Raw genomic sequence first — 19128 nt, 5'->3', positions numbered from 1 at the left:
GAGGATGCAGGTGTCGACGAAGACGAGAGCGGGGCGGCGGTGGCTCGCCGCGGCCGCGGTGGGGGTGCTCGGGGCGAGTCTGCTCGCCGGCTGCACGGCCGACGGGCGCGAGACCATCCGCTTCACCTTCAGCAAGCGCGAGGCGCTGTCGTTCATGAACGACGTCGTCGCGCAGTACAACGCCTCGCAAGACGAGGTCCGCGTCGAGATGGACAGCTCGGGCGTCGACGTCGTCTCGGCGAGCTTCGTCCGCGGCAACCCGCCCGACATCATGCTCGCCAACTACAACTACGAGGTCGCCCGCTTCGTGCAGCGCTGCGCGCTCAGCGACCTCTCCGGCACGACCGCCGCGGGCGCGGTCCGCGAGGATCTGCAGCCGCTCATGGACCAGTACGGCTCGTGCGAGGGGCGCACCAGTGCGCTGCCCTACTCGGTCATGGCCGCCTCGGTCATCTACAACAGGCAGATCTTCGAGCAGCTGGGCCTCGAGGTTCCCACCACGTGGGACGAGCTCATCCAGGTGTCCGACACTCTGAAGCAGAACGGCGTGACCCCCTTCTACGGCACCTTCAAAGACGACTGGACCGTGGCGCAGGGCTGGTACGACTACTCCGTCGGTGGCTCGCTCGACGTGATCGACTTCTTCGACGGCCTCGCCGCCGAGGGCGATCAGGTCGGGGCCGATTCGACGGTCTCGTTCGCGAAGGACTTCACCGAGCCGATGGACCGCATGCTCCAGCTCGCGCAGGACTACACGAACGAGGATGCCGAGAGCCGCGCTTACGGTGACGGCAACCTCGCGTTCGCGCAGGGCCAGGCGGCGATGTACCTGCAGGGTCCCTGGGCGCTCGGCGAGATCGCGAAGACCGCGCCGGACCTCTCCGTGGGCACCTTCCCGCTGCCGATGACCGACGATCCCGCCGACCTCAAGGTGCGGGTGAACATGGACCTGGCCGCGATCATCCCCGAGGCCTCCCGCCACCAGGATGCCGCCCGCGACTTCCTCGAGTACCTCTACCAGCCCGAGATCATCGAGGCCTACAACGAGTCGCAGCTCGGGTTCGCGCCGACCACGGACGCGCCCTCCCCCAGCGACCCGCGGGTCGCCGGCATGGTCCCGTACTACGAGCAGGGTCGCATCTACCAGGGCGCCTCGGTGCTCGTGCCCAAGACGATCCCCACCTTCAACTACGCGCAGGCGATGATCTTCGGCGCCTCGCCCGAGGCCACCCTGCGCACGATGGACGAGGACTGGTCGCGGCTCGCATTCCGCCAGCCGCCCGCCTCGACGACGGATGCCGCTGGCGAGGAGGCCGCGCGATGACCACCACCACCACGATCGTCACGGGTGGGAAGGCGACGGCTCGCCGTAGCTCGCGCCGTATCGAGCCCATCTACTACCTGTTCCTGCTGCCGACCCTCGTGCTGTTCACGCTCGCGATCACGATCCCGGGTCTGATCGGCATCTTCTTCAGCTTCACCGACTCGATCGGTCTCGGGGAGTGGAACTTCACGGGGCTGACGAACTACGTCGCGATCTTCAGCGACCCCGCGATCCTGCAGGCATACCTGTTCACCTTCGGGTTCTCGATCGCCACCGTCATCGTCGTCAACGTCGCGGCCTTCCTGCTCGCGGTGGGCCTTACCGCGCGGATCCGCTTCACGAAGGCGTTGCGGACGGTCTTCGTCATCCCGATGGTGATCTCGGGCATCATCATCGCCTACGTCTTCAACTTCCTCTTCAGCAACTCCGTGCCGTCGGCGGGCGAAGCCCTCGGCATCCCGTGGCTGCAGACGAGCCTGCTCGCCAACCCCGATCTGGCGTGGGTCGCGATCGTCATCGTCACCGCGTGGCAGGCGATCCCCGGGACGCTGCTCATCTACATCGCGGGACTGCTCTCGGTCCCGGGCGACGTGTACGAGGCGGCCGGACTCGACGGGGCCAGCAAGACGCAGCAGCTGCTGCGCATCACGCTCCCGCTCGTGGCCGGCTACGTCGTCATCAACGTGATCCTCGGCTTCAAGGGGTTCTTGAACGCGTACGACATCATCGTCGGTCTCACCGGCGGCGGCCCGGGGACGGCGACGCGCAGCGTCGCGATGTCGATCATCCTGGGCTTCAACGGCGGCGACTACGCCTATCAGATGGCCAACGCCGCGCTCTTCTTCGTCGTCGCCGTCGTCATCTCGCTCCTGCAGCTCTCGCTGACGCGGGGAAGGAACACCCTGTCATGACCGCTCTCAACCAGCCCGCCCTCGCCTTCGAGCAGGCCGAGCTCGCCGTCCCCGAGCGCCAGGGTCCCGCGGGCTCCGGCCCCCGGCGCTCGCGCTCCCGCCGCGTCGGCGCCGAGCGCATCAGCTGGTCGACGACGACCATCCTCGTGCTGTGCTCGCTGACGGTGCTGCTCCCGCTGTACGTCACCGTCTCGATGGCGCTCAAGAACGGCACGCAGGTGGTCGACGGCAACGCGTTCTCGATCCCCTCGCCGATCAGCTTCGACGGTTTCGTCCAGGCGTGGACGCTCACGAAGTTCCCGGTGGGCCTCGCGATCTCGCTGCTGGTCACCGCGGGCACGGTCGTGGCGACCATCATCCTCGCCGCGTTCGCGTCGTACGCCATCGCGCGCAACTGGGACCGGAAGCTCTTCCGCTATTCGTTCTTCTACCTGCTCGCGGCGATGTTCATCCCGTTCCCGGTCATCGCGCTCCCGCAGATCCAGCTGACCGGGCGCCTCGGCCTCGACAACCCGCTCGGCGTGATCATCCTCGCCACGATGTTCCAGCTGAGCTTCAGCGTGCTGTTGTTCACCGCCTTCCTGCGCTCCATCCCGCTCGAACTCGAGGAGAGCGCGCGCATCGACGGCGCCACCACCTGGCAGACGTTCTGGCGTCTCATCTTCCCGCTGCTCGCACCGATGAGCGCCACGGTCGGCATCTTCGCGTTCCTCTACGCGTGGAACGACTTCATGATGCCGTCGCTCATCATCAGTGACCCGGCCCTTCAGACGCTGCCGGTGCGCCAGAACCTGTTCCAGACGCAGTTCAGCAACAACTACAACGTCGCCTTCGCCTCCTACCTCATGGCCATGGCCCCCGCGATCGTCGCCTACCTCTTCACCCAGCGATGGGTGATGGCCGGCGTCACGCAGGGCGCCGTCAAGGGCTGAGCAGACCATCCCCTCCCCGAAAGGACCCTTCGTGACAACCGCCGCACCTTCCGTGCACGCCCGCGCGCTCTCCGACACCCCCGACTGGTGGCGTCAGGCCGTGGTGTACCAGGTCTATCCCCGCAGCTTCGCCGACACGAACGGCGACGGCCTGGGAGACATCCCCGGCGTCACCTCTCGCGTTGCGTACTTGGCCGAGCTGGGGGTGGATGCCATCTGGCTCAGCCCCTTCTACCCGTCCGACCTCGCCGACGGCGGTTACGACGTCGCCGATTACCGCGACGTCGACCCGCGGCTGGGGACCCTGGCCGACATGGACGAGCTGATCGCGCAGCTGCACGCCCACGGCATCCGCGTCGTCGTCGACATCGTCCCCAATCACACCTCTGACAAGCACGCCTGGTTCCAGGAGGCGGTGGCCGCCGGTCGCGGCTCGGCCGCGCGGGAGCGCTACATCTTCCGCGAGGGCACCGGTCCCGACGGCTCCGAGCCGCCGACCGACTGGGTCTCGGTGTTCGGCGGCCTCGGGTGGGAGCGCGTCGCCGACGGCCAGTGGTACTTCCACAACTTCGACGTCTCGCAGCCCGATCTGAACTGGTCGAACCCCGAGGTGCGCGCCGACTTCGTGAAGACCCTGCGCTTCTGGAGCGATCGCGGCGTCGACGGCTTCCGCATCGACGTGGCCCACATGCTCACGAAGGACCTCACGGAGCCGCTGCCCTCGCGGGCGGAACTCGAGGCGATGCCGATCGACGGTACGCACCCGCTGCTCGACCGCGACGACGTGCACGAGGTCTACGCCGAGTGGCGTGCCGTGTTCAACTCGTACGACCCGCCGCGTACCGCGGTGGCCGAGGCCTGGGTCCACCCCTCGCGGGTCCCGCTCTACGCCAGCGCCGAGAGCCTCGGACAGGCGTTCAACTTCGGCCTGCTGGAGGCCGACTTCGACGCCGGGCAGTTCCGTCGGATCGTGGCCGACAACCTCGCCCTCGCCGCTCGATCGGGGTCCTCGACCACGTGGGTGCTGTCCAACCACGACGTCGTGCGCCACGCCACGCGGTACGGCCTGCCCGACGCCGAGCGCGGCACCGACGGACGCCCGACGCTCAAGCACGGCAACGAGTGGCTGCTGTCGGGCGGGCAGTCGCCGACCCTCGACGCCGAGCGCGGCGAGCGTCGCGCACGAGCGGCGGCGCTGTTCGTGCTGGGCCTGCCGGGGTCCGCGTACCTCTACCAGGGCGAGGAGCTCGGGCTGCACGAGGTGGCCGACATCCCGGATGCCGAGCGCCAGGACCCGACGTTCTTCCGCAGCCCCGGGGTCGACATGGGCCGTGACGGATGCCGCGTGCCCCTGCCCTGGACCTCGTCGGGGTCGGCGTTCGGATTCGGCCGGGGCGGCGCGCACCTGCCGCAGCCGGAGTGGTTCGAGACCTACGCCGCCGATGTGCAGGACGGCGATCCCGCATCGACGCTGTCGCTGTACCGCCGGGCCCTCGCCCTGCGGCACGGATTGCAGACCGAGGAGCGGCTGGAGTGGATGGACACCGACCGCGCCGACGTGGTCTCGTTCTCCCGCCCCGGCGGGTGGACCGTCGTGACGAACTTCGGCACTGAGCCCGCCGCGCTTCCCGCGGGTGAGGTACTGCTGTCGAGCGGCCTGCTCGCGGGAGACGTCCTGCCGGGTGAGGCGACGGTCTGGATGCGACGCGCCTGACCCCCGCACGGAAGCCCCGGCGCCTCGTGCGCCGGGGCTTCCGTGCGGGGAGGCCTCGACCCCGTCGAGCGTCCAGAACACGCCGGGCTCGCCGGCCGCGCGCGGCATGTCCTGGACACTCGACGGGAGGAGTCCTTCCCGCGTGCGCTCAGGGACGGCGGATCGAGTCGCGGATCACCACCGGCATCTCGACGAGGTGCTGCCCCTCGGGTGGGCCGTCCGGCGTGAGCAGGAGCTCGACGGCGCGGCGGCCCATGTCCTCGTGCGGAAGACCGATCGTCGTCAGCCCCGGACGCAGGTAGGCGGCGAGCTCGTCGTTGTCGAACGACACCAGCGACACGTCGTCGGGCACCCGCAGCCCGGCATCCCCCAGGGCCTGGAGGGCGCCGAAGGCCAGCCGGTCGTTGAGGCAGACGATGGCCCGCGGGCGCATCCCCTGGGCGAGCAGCCGCGCGGTGAACTCGTAGCCGGGGGCGGGCTCCCACAGCCAGATCGACTCCTCGTGCAGGAATCTCGCCCCCGCGTCGGCCATGGCCGCGGAGATCCCGCGCACGCGCGCCGCCACCGTGGCCGAGCGGAACAGATCGCGTTCCGCCTCCGCGTCGTATCCGAGGAGCAGGATGCCGTCGCGGATCCCCGCATCGAGGAGGAGCTCGACCGCCCGTCGACCTCCGGTCTCCTCGTCGGGAAGCACGCTGCAGCGGTGCAGCTCGTTGGTGGCGTTCAGCATGACCGTGCGCAGTCCCGTCGGCAGGCGGGGGACGAACGTCTCCCGCGCGCGCATCGACGCGAAGATGATGCCGTCGACCTGACGGTCGAGCAGGGCCGAGACCGCCTCGGCCTCGCGTTCGGGCTCACCTCCGGTCTCCGCGACGAGCACGACCTGGCCGGCGGCCTCCGCCGCGCCGAGCGCGCCCTTGATGAGCCCGCTCGCGAAGCGGGTGGTCGCGACGAGGTCCGACACGAAACCGACGGTGTGCGACGTGTCGGTGCGCAGCGCCCGCGCCGACATGTTGGGGCGGTAGCCGAGCTCCGCGGCAGCGGCGTGCACGCGCTCGTGGGCGTCCTTCGAGAGGCGGGTGTCGGGACGACCGTTCAAGATCATGGAGGCCGCCGCGGGGGACAGGCCGGCTCGCCGGGCGACGTCGGCCAGTGTGACCCTCTTGCCCATCGGTGCTCCCGTTCTGCGGCATCGGCGCCGCGGTCACGATCTTCGCAGTGATCTTGACAGCGCTCCGTGCGTCTGCGTAAATGATGCTGCTAAATCCTTTCAGCACAGGTTAGCGCACCAGCAGTCCGCCGCCGGAACAGCCCGAGCGCCGGCAGCAGCACAGACGAAGGAGTCGACATGAACACCCGCATCCCGCGCCGGCGCCGAGGGGCATCCCTCGCCCTGCTCGCCATCGCCGGCCTCACCGGCGCCGCCCTGACCGGGTGCGCGCCCGGAAGCGCGGCCCCGGCCGCGCAGAACGACGTCGAGGTGAGCACCGAGCTCACCAGCGACCCCGTCCAGCTCACGATCGCCGACGAGACGGGCTTCCCGGTCACCGACAAGCTGACCGAGGAGTTCACCAAGCAGCACCCGAACGTCACCTTCACGATCAACCGCGACACGTTCCAGAACCTCACCGCGAACGCCCCCAAGCTTCTCGCCAGCTCCACCCCGCCCGACCTCATCCGCCTCCCCACCCTCGGCGACACGGTGCGCGACGGGCTCGTGGCCAACCTCGACCCCTACTTCGACGCCTACGGGTGGGACGCCTGGCCGGCGTCGCAGCTCGCGCCGCTGCGCATGAACCACGAGGGCGTCCGCGGATCCGGGTCGCTCTACCAGCTGGGCCTGGGCTACAGCATCACCGGCATTTACATGAACACCACGCTCGCCGACCAGCTCGGCATCGACGCCCCGCCGCAGACCCTGTCCGAGCTCGAGGACGACATGGCGAAGGCGAAGGCCGCCGGCATCCTGCCGATCATGGCCGGCGACAAGGACGGCGTCGTCAACTTCGTGGTCCAGGCCGCGATGAACCAGTACGTCGACAAGGACCAGTTCCTGTCGTGGATGTTCAACGAGCCGGGTGCGCGCTACGACGAGTCCGGCAACGTCCAGGGTGCCGAGCTCGTGCGTGAATGGGCGGATGCCGGGTACTTCCCGTCCGACATCAACGCGATCGACTACTTCACCTTCACCAGCCGCTTCTCGGCGGGCGAGGGTCTGTTCACCTTCAACGGCAACTGGGAGGCGGCGAACTACCAGAAGGCGCTCGGCTCCAACGTCGAGTTCTTCCTCGTGCCGCCGGCCGAGGCCGAAGCCGATCACGTGGCCATGGGAGCGGCGAACTCGTTCTCGGTCGCAGCCAAGTCGCCGCACATCAACGAGGTCGCGTACTTCCTGAACTGGGTGCACACCGATCCGACCGCGCGCCAGATCATCGTCGACGTCACCGGTGCGTCGCCCGGCGGCGACCCCGCCCAGGAGCTGCCGAGCGTCGAGTCCGGCTCGCTGATCGAGAACGCGCTGAAGATGTCCGCGCAGATCGGCGCTGAGAACGGCCAGGTCGACTTCATGGCCAACACCACCGCGGGCATCTACGCGGGCTCGATCATCCCCGAGTCGCAGCTGCTGGTGACCAGCCAGATCACCGGCCAGGAGTTCGTCGACCGCGTGCAGAAGTTCTACGACAGCGAGGTCGGGAAGTAATGACCGACCGTGCGGTCGCCGTCGCGGCGGCCCCTCGACACGGCGATGCCTCCTCGGCGACGGCGACCGCACCCGTTCGCCGGGCCGCTGCACGCGCAGTGGCCCGGCGGGCGACCCTCGTCGGCTGGGTGCTCCTCGTGCCCGCCCTCGCGTTCTACGTCGGATTCGTCATCTGGCCCCTGCTCCAGGGGGTGCAGTACTCGTTCTACGACTGGAACGGCATCGGTCTCGCCCGCTGGGTCGGCTTCGAGAACTACCTCACGGTGTTCACCGACCCCGACCTGCTCGGCGCGATCCGCAACGCGTTCATCCTGATCGCGTTCTTCACGTTCATCCCGGTGGGGCTCGGGCTCGTCCTCGCGACCCTCATCCGCGGCATCCGGTACAAGGCCTTCGCCGCCACGGCGCAGACGGTGCTGTTCCTGCCGCAGATCATCCCGCTCGCCGCCGCCGGTATCGCCTGGTCGTGGATGTACGCCCAGACCGGTGCGGTGAACCAGATCCTCGGCTGGGTCGGGCTCGGCTGGATCACCCGCCCGTGGCTCGCCGATTACGGCACGGCGCTGCCGGCCGTGGGCCTGATCGGATCGTGGGTGCTCACCGGTCTGTGCACCGTGCTGCTGCTCACCGGTCTCGGCAAGATCGACGTCTCGCTGTACGAGGCGATCCGCCTCGACGGTGCCGGGTGGTGGCGCGAGTTCTTCACCATCACCCTCCCCGGCCTGCGTCAGGAGATCGCGGTGCTCGTCACCGTCACCGTCATCGCCGCCCTGTCGAGCTTCGACATCATCTACACCTCGACCCAGGGCGGTCCCGGCCGCGCGACCCTCGTGCCCGGCCTGTCGATCTTCCGCATCGGCTTCACCCAGAGCGATGTGGGCCTGGCCTCGGCCTTCGGCATCGTGCTCATGGTGCTGGTGCTGATCGTGGTGCTCCCCATCCAACGCCTCTCGAGAGCGAGCGACTCGTGATCGCCAGCCGTACCGAGCGCGTGCTCGGCATCCTCCTGCTCAGCGTCGCCGCGATCGTGACGCTCCTGCCGCTGATCAGCATGTTCTCCGCGGCACTCCAGCCCGCCGACCAGAATCCGACCGGTCTCACCTGGCCGACCGATCCGCAGTGGGGCAACTTCGCCACCGCCTTCGAGACCGGCCACGTGTGGCAGCTCATGGGGTCGAGCCTGGTGATCGTCCTCGGCGTCGTCCCCCTGAGCCTCGTCGCCGCCACCCTGGCGGGCTTCGCGCTGGGCTCGCTCCAGGTGCGCTTCGGCCGCGGCATCCTGGTGTTCTTCGTCCTGGGCCTGACCATCCCGTTCGAGGCGCTCATCATCCCGCTCTACTACCAGGCGCAGTCGATGGGCACCGTGAACACCCCCTGGGCGGTGATCTTCCCGCTGATCGGGCTCTACATGCCGTTCGGCGTCTTCTGGATGCGCGCGCACTTCATCAACGTGCCCCGCGAGCTGTCCGAGGCGGCCCGTGTCGACGGTGCCTCGATCTGGCGGGAGTTCCGCAGCATCCAGCTCCCGCTCGCCGCTCCCGCGCTCTCGGCCCTGGCGATCCTGCTGTTCATCTGGACGTGGAACCAGTTCCTGCTCCCGGTCGTCCTCATCGCCGACCCCCTGCAGCGCACGGTCGCGGGCGCCCTGACCTTCTTCCAGGGCCAGTACTCGCTCAGCATCCCGCTGCTCAACGCGGGAGCGCTGATCATCATCACGCCCGCCGTCCTGCTGTTCCTCGTGTTCCAGCGCCAGTTCATCCGCGCCCTCGTGCAGGGCGCGGTCAAGGGCTGATCACGCCCTTCTTCCCCGAAACGGACCTCATGACGTTCACGCTGCCCGACCACTGGGTCTGGGATTTCTGGCTCGCCCGCGACGGCGACACCCACCACATGATGTTCCTCCAGGCGCCGACGAGCCTGGGCGACCCCGACCTGCGTCACCGCAACGCCAGCGTCGGCTACGCCACGAGCGACGACCTGCGCTCGTGGACCGTCCACGGAACGGTGCTGGAGCCCTCCGGGGGAGATGCTCCGGATGCCACGGCCACCTGGACCGGCAGCATCGTCGGGGCGGATGCCGACTGGCGCATGTTCTACACCGGCTCGCGGTTCCTGCGCGAGGGCGAGATCACGAACGTCGAGACGGTGCTCGCGGCATCCTCGACCGATCTGGCGACGTGGGTGAAGGATCCCGAGGTGGTCGTGGCCGCCGACGCGCGCTGGTACGAGACGCTCGACGCGGGCACCTGGCACGAGGAGGCCTGGCGCGATCCGTGGGTGTTCGCCGATCCCGACGGCGAGGGATGGCACATGCTCGTCACCGCCCGCGCCCGGGACGGCCGCGGCCGCGACCGTGGGGTCATCGGGCACGCCTGGTCGCGCGACCTGCACCAGTGGGAGGTGCGCCCCCCGCGCAGCACGCCGGGCGCCGGTTTCGCTCACCTCGAGGTGCCGCAGGTGGTGCGGATCGCGGGGCGGTGGGCTCTGGTCTTCTCCTGCGACGCGACTCATCTGGCCGGTGACCGCGTCGGTCAGGCGGGAGGCATCTGGGCCGTGGCCCTCGACGACCCGCGGGGTCCGTACCCCGTCGAGCGTGCGACGCTGGTCGCCGACGAGCGGCTCTACAGCGGTCGCGTCGTCGCCGACGACGCCGACGGCCAGGCCGTGATGCTGGCCTTCGAGAACGTCACGACCGACGGCGCGTTCGTCGGCACCCTGTCCGACCCGCTCCCGCTGCGCTGGGACGGCGACCGTCTCATCGTCGCGGAGGTCGTCCGGTGACCGCGGTGCAGGGCGTCGTGGCCCCGGGATTCGAGCCGGCGGGGGAGGCCTTCGCCGCCGCATTCGCGGGGCTGCCCGAGATGGGCGCGGCCCTCGCGATCCGCGTCGACGGACGCACGGTCGTCGACGTCTGGGGCGGCACAGCCGACAGCCGCGACGGTCGGCCGTGGGAGAGCGACACGCCCTCCGTGGTGTTCTCGTGCACGAAGGGTCTGATGTCGATCCTCGCCGCGCGGCTCGTCGAAGACGGGATGCTCGACCTCGACCGTCCGTTGGCCGAGCTCTGGCCCGAGTTCGCGGTGCACGGCAAAGACCGGGTGAGCGTGGGCGACGCCCTCGCGCATCGGGCGGGCGTCTCGGCCCCGCGGGTCGACGTCACGCGCGCGCAGCTGCTCGATTTCGACGCGATGACCCGGATCGTCGCCGCGCAGGAAGCGCTGTGGGAGCCCGGTGCCGGCTGGGCGTATCACGCTCTCACCCACGGCTGGCTGTCGGGCGAGATCGTGCGCCGGGCCGGCGGCGTCGCCCCCGGCGAGGCGTTCGCGGCGATGGCGGAGGCGGTGGGCGGCGGAGCGTGGCTCGGGATGCCGGCCGAGGTCGCGGCATCCGCTGCTCACCTGCGCGTCGGGCCGACGCTCGACGCCCTCGTCGCGCGGCAGGCGGCCGAGCGGGACCCCGGCGTCGTCGACTGGCTGGACCGGGCGATGACGCTCGGCGGCGCACTGCCGGCCACGCTCGTGACCGACGACGACGGATTCAACGCCGACGACGTGCGGGCCGCCGTGATCCCGGGGGCGGGCGCCGTCGCCACCGCCCGGGCGGTCGCGGCGATGTGGTCGGCCACGGTCGTCGAGACCGACGGCATCCGTCTGCTCCGTGACGACACGCTCGACGAGGTCACGCGAGAGCGCACGGCAGGCGCACCCGTGTTCGCCGCGCCCGCCCCGTGGCCGCGCTGGGCGGCGGGCTTCCAGCTGGACTCCGACGCGCGCCGCTACCTCGGCCCGACGAGCTTCGGCCACGACGGGGCAGGCGGTCAGGTGGCGTTCGCCGACCGCGCAGCCCGCGTCGGCTTCGCCTTCGTCACGAACTGGATGGAGGCCGACGACTCCCGCGCCACGAGGATCGTCGACGCCCTCCGCGCGCTGGTCTGACCCCTCCCTGCGCGAGGTGCCGAGATTGGTCGCTTCCGGGCATCCCGGAGCGACAAATCCCTGCACCTCACGCGCGGGAGCGGACCCAGGCGTCGTCGCGCTGCTCGATCGCGCCGGCCGCGGCGAAAGCCTCGAGCCATCCGCCCATCGGCCATGACCCCCACCGCGCGTGAAAGGTCGCGCCGTTGCGGAGGATGTCGTCGAGATGCTGCCACGGGGGAGACGACACCGGATGCCACTGGTGGAAGGCATCCGCCCCGCCCACCCAGCGCATCTCGACGTCGGCGGCGCGCGCCGTCCACGCGAGATCGGTGTCCTCGGCGCCGTAGCCCTCGTAGCCGGGGTGGAAACCGCCGATCCTGTCCCACGTCGCGGGGGTGACGGCGAACGACAGCGACCAGAACAGGTCGTACTCCTCGCGGGATGCCGTGCGCGTCGCGCCCGGCTCGAGCGCAGGGCGCGCGCGGTGCGGGCGCACGAGGAACGGCAGGTCGGAGGCGGATCCGGGGCGCTGCACGCTCGCGAGGTAGGTGACCGCTCCGGCGAGGATCGCATCCGGGTGCGCGCGGGCCGCGTCCCGGTAGGCGGGCAGCAGGTCCGCGCCCGGGAGGCAGTCGACGTCGAGGAAGACGAGCAGCTCGGCGCCGGCCGAGACGGCCGCGGCGGCGGCCCGATTACGGCCCTCTCCCACGCGCATGCCGTGGGGCCCCGGGGGCACGTGCAGCGTGAGGGTGTCGGCATCCGGAATGCCGTCCGGCGGCGACGCGTCGAGCCACGCCTCCACGCGCACGATGTCGGTCGCCACCTCGGCCAGCACGCGGCGCTGTCGCTCGAGGTGCTCGGCGCGCGCCCTCGATGCGACCGTGATCACCGCGGTCTTCACGGCAGCACCGCCTCGACGGCGGCGGCCATGCGCTCTGCGCCTCCGGCGACCTGCCAGCGCGACCAGTCCGGTTCGCCGTCGGCCGCGGCCTCGACGAGGGCGACGAGTTCGGCCGCCGTGACGGTGGCGTCAGCCCGATGAGCCAGTCCCCAGCGGTCGAGGGCGTCGGCGGTGTGGATCTGTTCGTCGAAGGGGCGCTCCTGCGCGATGACCACGGCGCGCGCACCCGCGGTCGCGAGGTCGGCGACGCTGTTCTGCCCGGCGGCGCTGATCACCACGGTGCTGCGCGAGAGCAGCGGCCACGGATCGTCCACGCGCGAGGTCGCGTCGTGGCCGACGGCCGAGACGTCCCACCCGCGCTCCCGCAGGCGGGCGGTGGCCTCCGCCCGTACGGCGTCGTCGAGCACGCGACCGAGCACGAGAACCGCGCGCTCGGCGCGGGCGCCCTCCGGGGAGCGCCCGTCGTACCGCGAGATCCCGCCCGTCCACACGACTCGGTCACCGTGCGCCGACAGGCCCGCGGTGGGCACGGCGCCGTGCGCCCACGGGGCCACGATGCGGTCGGCCAGGGCGTACGCGAGCGCGTGCGGGGCGTCGGTGCGGGCACCCGGCTGGGTCACCGCGACGGTGCGCAGGCCCAGCAGGCGCGCGAAAGCGACCACTTCGGCGCTCACGTCGACGACGAAGGCCTGCAGATCCCGGGTGACGGATGCGGCGGCGATCGTCGCGAGGCGGGCGCGATGACCGGGGTGGCCGTGCGGGGCCCAGTGCAGGTGTCCGCGGACGGTCGGCTCGGCGTCGCGCGGGTCGTGGAAAGACCCGTCCGCGCCCTCGAACTCATCGGCGTCGGGGGGCAGCTCCACCCATTCCACCTCGGCGGGCAGCGTCGTGGGCCGCGGCATCGACGAGAACGCCACGACGGGCGAGCGCAGGTGCGGCTGCACCGCCAGGAAGCGCGCGACGTGGCCGTAGCCGTGATGGTGGACGTACCAGCCGATCACCACGCCACCGCCGGCGCGCGCCGCACCGGGACCGGCTGCGCGGTGTGGGCGAGCACGCGCTCCACCTCGCGATAGCGCTGGGCCAGCGAGTGCTGCCGCACCGCCGCGCGGCGGGTCCACACGCGGGTGAGCGGCTCCTGCGCTCCCTCCGCCGCCAGGCGGGAGGCGGCCTTCGCGAGGGCGACGACGTCGCCCGGCATGACCGTCGCCGACCCCGGCATCCCGCTGAGAACCTCCGACACGCCGCCGATGTCGAACGCGGCGACGGGCGTACCCGTGGCCAGCGCCTCCGCGATGACGAGGCCGAAGGGCTCCTCCCACATGGGTGTCACCAGGGCGACGGCCGACGACCCCACGAGTCGGCACAGGTCGGGCTGACGCAGGGGACCGACGTAGCGGGCGTGGGCGCCCAGGCGCGGGGCGATCTCCTGTTCGAAGTAATCGACGTCGCCGATGCGCCCGGCCAGCACGATGTGCGCTCCCGCCTCCCGTGCCGCCTCGATCGCGAGATGCGGGGCCTTCTCCGGTACCACGCGCCCCGACCAGACCCACGAGGAGCCGCCGGTTCCGCGGGTCCACTGGTCGGTGTCGACGCCGTTCGGGAAGACGAACGCGTCCACGCCCTCGACCGACCACGCGCGCGCCGTCGCCTGGCTCACCGCGACGAAGCGGTGAGGGCTGTCGCGCACGTCCGCGGCCGCCTCGAGCATGGGCTCCAAGGGCGGGGTGTGCAGCGTGGTCACGACCGGGATGCCGGCTTCCCGGCTCCAGCGGATGGGTGCCGGGTGCAGGCTGTGATTGTCGACCACGTCGTAGAGGTGGCGATCCGCGATGAGGCGCTCCCGCGCCGCGTCGTAGGCGGCCTCGACCGCGTCGACGTACCCCGCGGGGTACTCGGTGTCGGACGACTCCTCGGGGCGGTTCCACTCCGGGGTCGGCAGCCGGAACTCGGGCACGTCGCCGAGGAAGTCCGAACCGTCCGCGGCGCACAGCGTCACCTCGTGGCCCCGTTCGCGCAGCCATCGCACGCGATCCCACACGCACGCTTCGAGGCCGCCGGCGTGCGGCTGGCGCAGGGCGTAGCGCGAGGGTGCCACCACCAGGACCCGCAGGGCCTTCCCGATCCGCATCACGCCGCCTCCTCCGTCGCCATCGCGCGTCGGTACAGCGCGAGATGCGCGGCGCGCACGGCATCCCGTTCGCCGAGGCGCTCGGTGCGCCGACGTCCGATCTCCGCCGCCCGTTTCGGCGAGCCGGGTGTCGACCACGCAGCGTTGGTGGCATCCACGATCGCCCGTGCGAGCGACACGGGCTCTCCGACGTCGAAGCTGTGGAAGTCGCCGGGGTGCTGGGCGGCGATGTGCCCGACGCGCGTGCCGATGACGGGCACGGCGAGGTCGTAGCAGAGCTCCGCCCACCCCGACTGGGTGCCGTGCCGGTAGGGCAGCAGGCACGCGTCGAGGTCCGCGAGCCAATGCGAGAGCGCCTGGTCATCGAGGCGGGCACCGCGCTCGACGGTGACGCCTTCGGCATCGCGGGCGAGCAGGTCGATGGATGCCGCCGCCTCGGCGTCGCGGACGTTCTCGTTCATCCGCACGACCGCCTCGACCCGCGCGCCCTGGGCCCGCAGATCGGCCACGGCGCGCACCAGCGTCGCGGTGGTGCCCACCCCGTCGATGTTCGGGCGCAGATCGCGCAGGTGCACGCCGACGCGCGTCGCGGCGTGCGCCGCGCCGAAGGGGCGGTCCGTCTCGGCGAGCAGGGTCGGGTGGACGATCACCGTCGGGCGACGACGGGTGAGCGCGAAGACCTCGTCGGCGGCCGTCCCGGTCAGGGTGATGAGCTCGTCGGCCGCCTCGGCCAGCACGGCGAGCGAGGCGCGGTGGGCCTCCTGCGACAGCAGTTGGGGGTTCTCGAGGTCGTGCACCGTGTAGACCAGGGGCCGCCCCAGGGCCCGCAGCGTGGCGACGGTCTCGGAGAGTTCCTCGGGCGTGTACGACTCGATGCCGAAATGCACGTGCACCAGGTCGAAGTCCGCCGCATTCGCCCGAAGCCACTCCGGCAGGAGGATCTGCGGCGGCCACCACTGTCCGGCCGGGGCGCCCGGGGGAGGCGGATCGGCGAGCAGGAGCACATGCGCGGGATCCGCGACGGCGGTGACGTAGGGGTGCGCCGAGGGGACGGCGGCGACCCGGACCGGGGGGACGGTGCTGGTGACGATCTTCTCTTCCTCCTCGTGCAGGCATGCGTGACGGTGCGTGTACCGCATCGCCAGGCACATCGCAATGCAACGGGGCGGTTGGGACGACGATGACACCGACGGATACGTTCACATCATGGGTGGCGACATGGCGCGGCTGGGAAGCCTTGCGGACCACGGCGAAGCGGTGATAGCGCGCCGGGCCCACTACGCCGGGTTCTACGGAGACGCTCCGCTGCCCTCCGGCTACGGCCTCGTCGTGGGCAACTGTCAGGCCGAGTCCCTACGCCTGGTGATCTCCTCCGAAGCCCTCCCGACGGTACGCATGCCCGCGGTCCACGAGCTGTCGGCCGACGACACCGCGAGGGTGCACGACCTCCTCCGCGGCGCGTCGTTCCTCGTCACCCAGCCGATCCGCGACGACTACCGGGGGCTCGCGCTGGGAACGGCGCAGCTCCGGGCGTCCCTCGCGCCGTCAGCCCGTGTCGTCACCGTCCCGGCCGTCCGGTTCGCGGGCCTCCACCCGTTCCAGGCGGTGCTGCGGCTCCCCGACTTCCCCGAAGATCCACCGCTCGTGGCCTACCACGACGTGCGAACCGTCGCCGAGGCGGCGCGCATCGACATCCCCGCCGCCCTCGAACCCCCCGCGGTGCGCGAGATCGCCGAGGGCTCCCGTGCCGAACTGCGTCGCCGCGAGGCGCGGGGGCTCGACGTCGTGGCATCCGATCTGTTCGCCCCCGTCGTCGAGGATCTGGCGCGCACGGTGAATCATCCCGGCAACGCCCTGTTCCTCCCGCTCGGCGAGCGGATCGTCGCCGCCCTCGGCGCGCCTGGAGGGGCCGTCGATCCCGGGCGCCCGATCCTCGCTTCGGTGCGCGCGCCGCTCGAGGACTGGGTGGTCGACGCCTGGAACCTGGATGCCGCGCCCCGGCCCGACTGGATCGTCGCCGGAGAGACGCTTCCGGCCGACGTCGTCCGCGAGGCCCACCTCGCCTTCTACCGCGAGCGTCCCGCCCTGCTGGCCGCCGTCGTCGACCGCATGGCACCGTTGCTCGCCACCTGGGCGGCCGCCGCATGAGCCTGCAGACCCCGGATGCCGCGCCCCCGGTGCTCCTGGTCCACCCCGGGCCGCACGGGGTCGCGGTGTACGCCCGGGAGATCGCCGCCGAGGTGGTCCGCCTGACGCCCGGGGCCCGCATCGCCACGCCCGACGCGCTCGCCGTGCTCGCTCCGGGTTCGCCCGTGCACGCCCACGTCACCGACCGTCTCTGGGGTGCCTCGCCCGAAGAGGCGACGCGCACCGTCGTGGCGCTGGCCGCTCGGCATCCGCTCACCGTCACGTTGCACGACGTGCCGCAGGAGTCCGACGGCGAACGCAATCGTCCCCGTCGCCGCGCTTTCTACCGCGCGGTCACCGAGGCGGCACGCGCCGTCGCGGTCAACAGCGCACACGAACGCGAGCTCCTCCGCGAGGAGGACGTGTGGCACGGCGACATCGCCGTCGTGCCGCTCCCGGTCGACGAGCGTCCCGCGTCCGTCGCCTCCTCCGACGACGGCGTCGGCGTGCTCGGCTACTTCTACCCCGGCAAGGGTCACGACGAAGCGCTCGCGGCCGCCGTCGCGGCGGGCGTCCCCCGGCTCACCGTGCTCGGTCGCGCCTCGGAGGGGCACGCGGCCGACCTCGACGCGTTCGTCCGCCGCGCGGATGCCGTCGGCGTCTCCGTCGAGGTGACCGGATGGCTCGACGACGCCGACATGGCCGCACGCGTGGCCCGCGTCGCGGTGCCGGTGATCGCCCACCGCCACGTGTCGGCGTCGGGCTCGCTGACCTCGTGGATCGGATGGGGTCGTCGTCCCCTCGCCGTGCGCAACCGCTACGTCGACGAGATGGCGCAGCTGCGCCCCGGCACCCTCGCCGTCGTCGAGTCCGAGGCGCTCGCCGGGGCCATCGCCGCGGCCCGCGCCGACGCCTCGTCGACCTGGCACGGCGTCGCCCCGTTGCCCTTCGGCCGCGCCGACGCCGCCCGCGCCTACCTGCGGTGGTGGGGAGGGCTTGCGCCGTGACCGCCGACATCCCCGAGGGATGGAACGACCGGATGCCATGGGTCCCGGGCAACCGATGGGACCTGGTGTCCCACCGCGAGCCGGAGCCCCCGCGGGTCACCGTGGTCGTCACCCACTACGCGCAGCCCCGGGAGCTCGCGCGCACGCTCACCGCGCTCGCCCGTCAGGACCACCCGGCCGATCGCCTCGAGATCGTCGTCGCCGACGACGGGTCCCCCGAATCGCCCGTCGTCCCCGACGGCGTCCGGCTCGTCCGTCAGGACGACCGCGGCTTCCGCGCGGCGGCGGCGCGGAATCTGGGGGCCTCGGTCGCCACCGGCGACGTGCTCTGCTTCCTCGACGCCGACACGACGCCCGAGCCCGCGTACGTGCGCACACTCACCCGCTTGCCGGCTCTGCTGCCCGAGGCGGTGACGGTCGGACGCCGCCGTCACGCCGATCTCTCCGGCGTGGCGGTCGATGCGCCGATCGCCGAGGTCGCGCCCGCCGTCGAACTGGACGAGCCCGCCTGGCTGCGCGAGGCCTACGCGGACAGCGGTGATCTGCTCCGTGCCGACGACCGTTCGTACCGATACGTGATCAGCGCGGTGCTCGCCTGCTCCCGTGCGCTCTTCGACGACGTCGGAGGGTTCGACGAAGCCTTCTCCGCCTACGGGGGAGAGGACTGGGAGTGGGCGCATCGCGCCTGGCAGGCCGGCGCGGTACTCGCCCATGTCCCGAGCGCCGTCGCCTGGCACGACGGACCCGACTGGGCCGGACGCGACGACCGCGACCGCGCGGAGGAGGGCAACAGACAGAGCCTTCAGCTCGCCCAGCTGATCCCCATCGACGGATCCGCCGGCCGTGGTCTTCTTCCCCGCACACCCGACCTCGAGGTGCGTGTCCGCGGCGACCTGACCGCGGCGGCCGCTTTCGTCTGCGCCGACTCGATCCTGTCCGCCTTCCCGCGGGCGACGGTGACGATGGATGCCGTCCCCCCGGGGAGCGCGCTCTCGAACGACCCGCGCGTGCGGGCCGACCGTACTCCGCTCGACGCCCGCGTCGTCCTCGAGCTCGATGTCCCCCTCGTCATCGTGGACGACGCCGAACTCGTCATCGCCTTGGCGTCACTGAGCGGGAGCGACGTCGGCACCGTCATCCTGAGGACGACGGACGGTGCGACGGTGGGCCGTGCGCGCAGCAGACGCGCTCGTCGCCGTGTCGCGCGGTGGGCCCACGACGAAGGGCTCGCCCGACGGACCGTCACGGTGGACGGGGTGCACGTCCTCCGTCCGCAGCCCCACGTGGAGGCGTGGGTCGGGGGATGGGGGAGCGTCGGACGGTTCGTGTGAGGCCCGCCGCACGGCGACTCTCGAGGCCGGGATGCGGTCGCGACACGCCCGGGGTGTGTGCTCGATTCGACGGGGTGGTCGTTCGGGCGTAACTTATTACTTGTTCGCCCCACAGGGGAGAGCGGAGCGGCC

At 71.5% G+C, this 19128-nt stretch carries 17 protein-coding genes; 12 read left to right on the top strand and 5 right to left on the bottom strand.

Features of this window, described 5'->3' with window-relative positions:
- Positions 1 to 4: 4 nt before the first annotated feature.
- Genes AB0230_RS13575 through AB0230_RS13560 form a run of 4 tightly spaced genes read left to right on the top strand, consistent with a single transcriptional unit; the run spans position 5 to position 4881 of the window.
- Entirely contained in the window at positions 5 to 1324 is a 1320-nt protein-coding gene (locus AB0230_RS13575) for an extracellular solute-binding protein (protein WP_366376271.1), read from the top strand.
- Positions 1321 to 2235 (top strand): sugar ABC transporter permease, encoded by a 915-nt coding sequence (locus tag AB0230_RS13570; protein ID WP_315994553.1) that lies wholly within the window; start codon positions 1321 to 1323, stop codon positions 2233 to 2235. The genes AB0230_RS13575 and AB0230_RS13570 overlap by 4 nt, the downstream gene beginning before the upstream one ends.
- On the top strand, positions 2232 to 3167 hold the full coding sequence (locus AB0230_RS13565) for a carbohydrate ABC transporter permease (RefSeq protein ID WP_366376268.1): 936 nt from the start codon (positions 2232 to 2234) through the stop codon (positions 3165 to 3167). Before AB0230_RS13570 ends, AB0230_RS13565 begins: the two co-directional genes overlap by 4 nt.
- A 31-nt stretch (positions 3168 to 3198) precedes the next feature.
- Positions 3199 to 4881: a glycoside hydrolase family 13 protein gene (locus tag AB0230_RS13560; protein ID WP_366376266.1), complete on the top strand. Its 1683-nt coding sequence runs from the start codon at positions 3199 to 3201 to the stop codon at positions 4879 to 4881.
- Between the two features lie 148 nt (positions 4882 to 5029).
- On the opposite strand, the gene AB0230_RS13555 is transcribed toward AB0230_RS13560, so the two are convergent.
- Positions 5030 to 6052, bottom strand: coding sequence for a LacI family DNA-binding transcriptional regulator (locus tag AB0230_RS13555; RefSeq protein ID WP_315994556.1), 1023 nt, complete (start codon positions 6050 to 6052; stop codon positions 5030 to 5032).
- A gap of 177 nt (positions 6053 to 6229) precedes the next feature.
- Here AB0230_RS13555 and AB0230_RS13550 point away from each other — a divergent pair, with 177 nt between their 5' ends.
- Genes AB0230_RS13550 through AB0230_RS13530 form a run of 5 tightly spaced genes read left to right on the top strand, consistent with a single transcriptional unit; the run spans position 6230 to position 11517 of the window.
- Positions 6230 to 7582: an ABC transporter substrate-binding protein gene (locus AB0230_RS13550; RefSeq protein WP_366376264.1), complete on the top strand. Its 1353-nt coding sequence runs from the start codon at positions 6230 to 6232 to the stop codon at positions 7580 to 7582.
- On the top strand, positions 7582 to 8553 hold the full coding sequence (locus AB0230_RS13545) for a sugar ABC transporter permease (protein ID WP_315994558.1): 972 nt from the start codon (positions 7582 to 7584) through the stop codon (positions 8551 to 8553). Before AB0230_RS13550 ends, AB0230_RS13545 begins: the two co-directional genes overlap by 1 nt.
- Complete coding sequence (locus AB0230_RS13540; protein WP_315994559.1) at positions 8550 to 9374, top strand: carbohydrate ABC transporter permease; 825 nt, start codon at positions 8550 to 8552, stop codon at positions 9372 to 9374. Before AB0230_RS13545 ends, AB0230_RS13540 begins: the two co-directional genes overlap by 4 nt.
- A gap of 29 nt (positions 9375 to 9403) precedes the next feature.
- On the top strand, positions 9404 to 10363 hold the full coding sequence (locus tag AB0230_RS13535) for a glycosyl hydrolase family 32 (RefSeq protein ID WP_363389372.1): 960 nt from the start codon (positions 9404 to 9406) through the stop codon (positions 10361 to 10363).
- Positions 10360 to 11517 (top strand): serine hydrolase domain-containing protein, encoded by a 1158-nt coding sequence (locus tag AB0230_RS13530; protein ID WP_366376261.1) that lies wholly within the window; start codon positions 10360 to 10362, stop codon positions 11515 to 11517. The genes AB0230_RS13535 and AB0230_RS13530 overlap by 4 nt, the downstream gene beginning before the upstream one ends.
- A gap of 67 nt (positions 11518 to 11584) precedes the next feature.
- Here AB0230_RS13530 and AB0230_RS13525 read toward each other — a convergent pair whose 3' ends face one another.
- From AB0230_RS13525 to AB0230_RS13510, 4 genes are read right to left on the bottom strand one after another with little or no spacing between them, the layout of a single operon-like run.
- Positions 11585 to 12400 carry a galactosyltransferase-related protein gene (locus tag AB0230_RS13525; protein ID WP_366376259.1) on the bottom strand — a complete coding sequence of 272 codons (816 nt, stop codon included), beginning with the start codon at positions 12398 to 12400 and terminating at the stop codon, positions 11585 to 11587.
- Complete coding sequence (locus AB0230_RS13520; RefSeq protein ID WP_366376257.1) at positions 12397 to 13401, bottom strand: hypothetical protein; 1005 nt, start codon at positions 13399 to 13401, stop codon at positions 12397 to 12399. The genes AB0230_RS13525 and AB0230_RS13520 overlap by 4 nt, the downstream gene beginning before the upstream one ends.
- On the bottom strand, positions 13398 to 14531 hold the full coding sequence (locus AB0230_RS13515) for a glycosyltransferase (RefSeq protein ID WP_363389437.1): 1134 nt from the start codon (positions 14529 to 14531) through the stop codon (positions 13398 to 13400). Before AB0230_RS13515 ends, AB0230_RS13520 begins: the two co-directional genes overlap by 4 nt.
- Positions 14531 to 15670: a glycosyltransferase gene (locus AB0230_RS13510; protein ID WP_366376255.1), complete on the bottom strand. Its 1140-nt coding sequence runs from the start codon at positions 15668 to 15670 to the stop codon at positions 14531 to 14533. The genes AB0230_RS13515 and AB0230_RS13510 overlap by 1 nt, the downstream gene beginning before the upstream one ends.
- 67 nt (positions 15671 to 15737) lie before the next feature.
- On the opposite strand from AB0230_RS13510, the gene AB0230_RS13505 reads away from it, so the two are divergent.
- The 3 genes from AB0230_RS13505 to AB0230_RS13495 are packed head-to-tail and all read left to right on the top strand — an operon-like array spanning position 15738 to position 18996.
- The gene (locus AB0230_RS13505) at positions 15738 to 16679 is read left to right on the top strand and encodes a WcbI family polysaccharide biosynthesis putative acetyltransferase (RefSeq protein ID WP_366376253.1); all 942 of its coding nucleotides are present in this window, start codon (positions 15738 to 15740) and stop codon (positions 16677 to 16679) included.
- Entirely contained in the window at positions 16676 to 17665 is a 990-nt protein-coding gene (locus AB0230_RS13500) for a hypothetical protein (RefSeq protein ID WP_366376251.1), read from the top strand. Before AB0230_RS13505 ends, AB0230_RS13500 begins: the two co-directional genes overlap by 4 nt.
- Positions 17662 to 18996, top strand: a complete 1335-nt coding sequence (locus AB0230_RS13495) for a glycosyltransferase (protein WP_366376249.1) — start codon at positions 17662 to 17664, stop codon at positions 18994 to 18996. The genes AB0230_RS13500 and AB0230_RS13495 overlap by 4 nt, the downstream gene beginning before the upstream one ends.
- Positions 18997 to 19128: the final 132 nt, after the last annotated feature.

It is taken from the genome of Microbacterium sp. NPDC089190 (assembly GCF_040701795.1).
GTDB lineage: Bacteria > Actinomycetota > Actinomycetes > Actinomycetales > Microbacteriaceae > Microbacterium > Microbacterium galbum.
This window is presented reverse-complemented; position numbering and strand designations above follow the sequence as displayed.

Excerpts from the sequence above, each read along its gene's own strand:
- AB0230_RS13535 (WP_363389372.1), top strand. The coding sequence starts at position 9,404 with ATGACGTTCACGCTGCCCGACCACTGGGTCTGGGATTTCTGGCTCGCC.
- AB0230_RS13570 (WP_315994553.1), top strand. The coding sequence starts at position 1,321 with ATGACCACCACCACCACGATCGTCACGGGTGGGAAGGCGACGGCTCGC.
- AB0230_RS13550 (WP_366376264.1), top strand. The coding sequence starts at position 6,230 with ATGAACACCCGCATCCCGCGCCGGCGCCGAGGGGCATCCCTCGCCCTG.
- AB0230_RS13565 (WP_366376268.1), top strand. The coding sequence starts at position 2,232 with ATGACCGCTCTCAACCAGCCCGCCCTCGCCTTCGAGCAGGCCGAGCTC.
- AB0230_RS13575 (WP_366376271.1), top strand. The coding sequence starts at position 5 with ATGCAGGTGTCGACGAAGACGAGAGCGGGGCGGCGGTGGCTCGCCGCG.
- AB0230_RS13555 (WP_315994556.1), bottom strand. The coding sequence starts at position 6,052 with ATGGGCAAGAGGGTCACACTGGCCGACGTCGCCCGGCGAGCCGGCCTG.
- AB0230_RS13505 (WP_366376253.1), top strand. The coding sequence starts at position 15,738 with ATGGGTGGCGACATGGCGCGGCTGGGAAGCCTTGCGGACCACGGCGAA.
- AB0230_RS13500 (WP_366376251.1), top strand. The coding sequence starts at position 16,676 with ATGAGCCTGCAGACCCCGGATGCCGCGCCCCCGGTGCTCCTGGTCCAC.
- AB0230_RS13515 (WP_363389437.1), bottom strand. The coding sequence starts at position 14,531 with ATGCGGATCGGGAAGGCCCTGCGGGTCCTGGTGGTGGCACCCTCGCGC.
- AB0230_RS13545 (WP_315994558.1), top strand. The coding sequence starts at position 7,582 with ATGACCGACCGTGCGGTCGCCGTCGCGGCGGCCCCTCGACACGGCGAT.
- AB0230_RS13510 (WP_366376255.1), bottom strand. The coding sequence starts at position 15,670 with ATGCGGTACACGCACCGTCACGCATGCCTGCACGAGGAGGAAGAGAAG.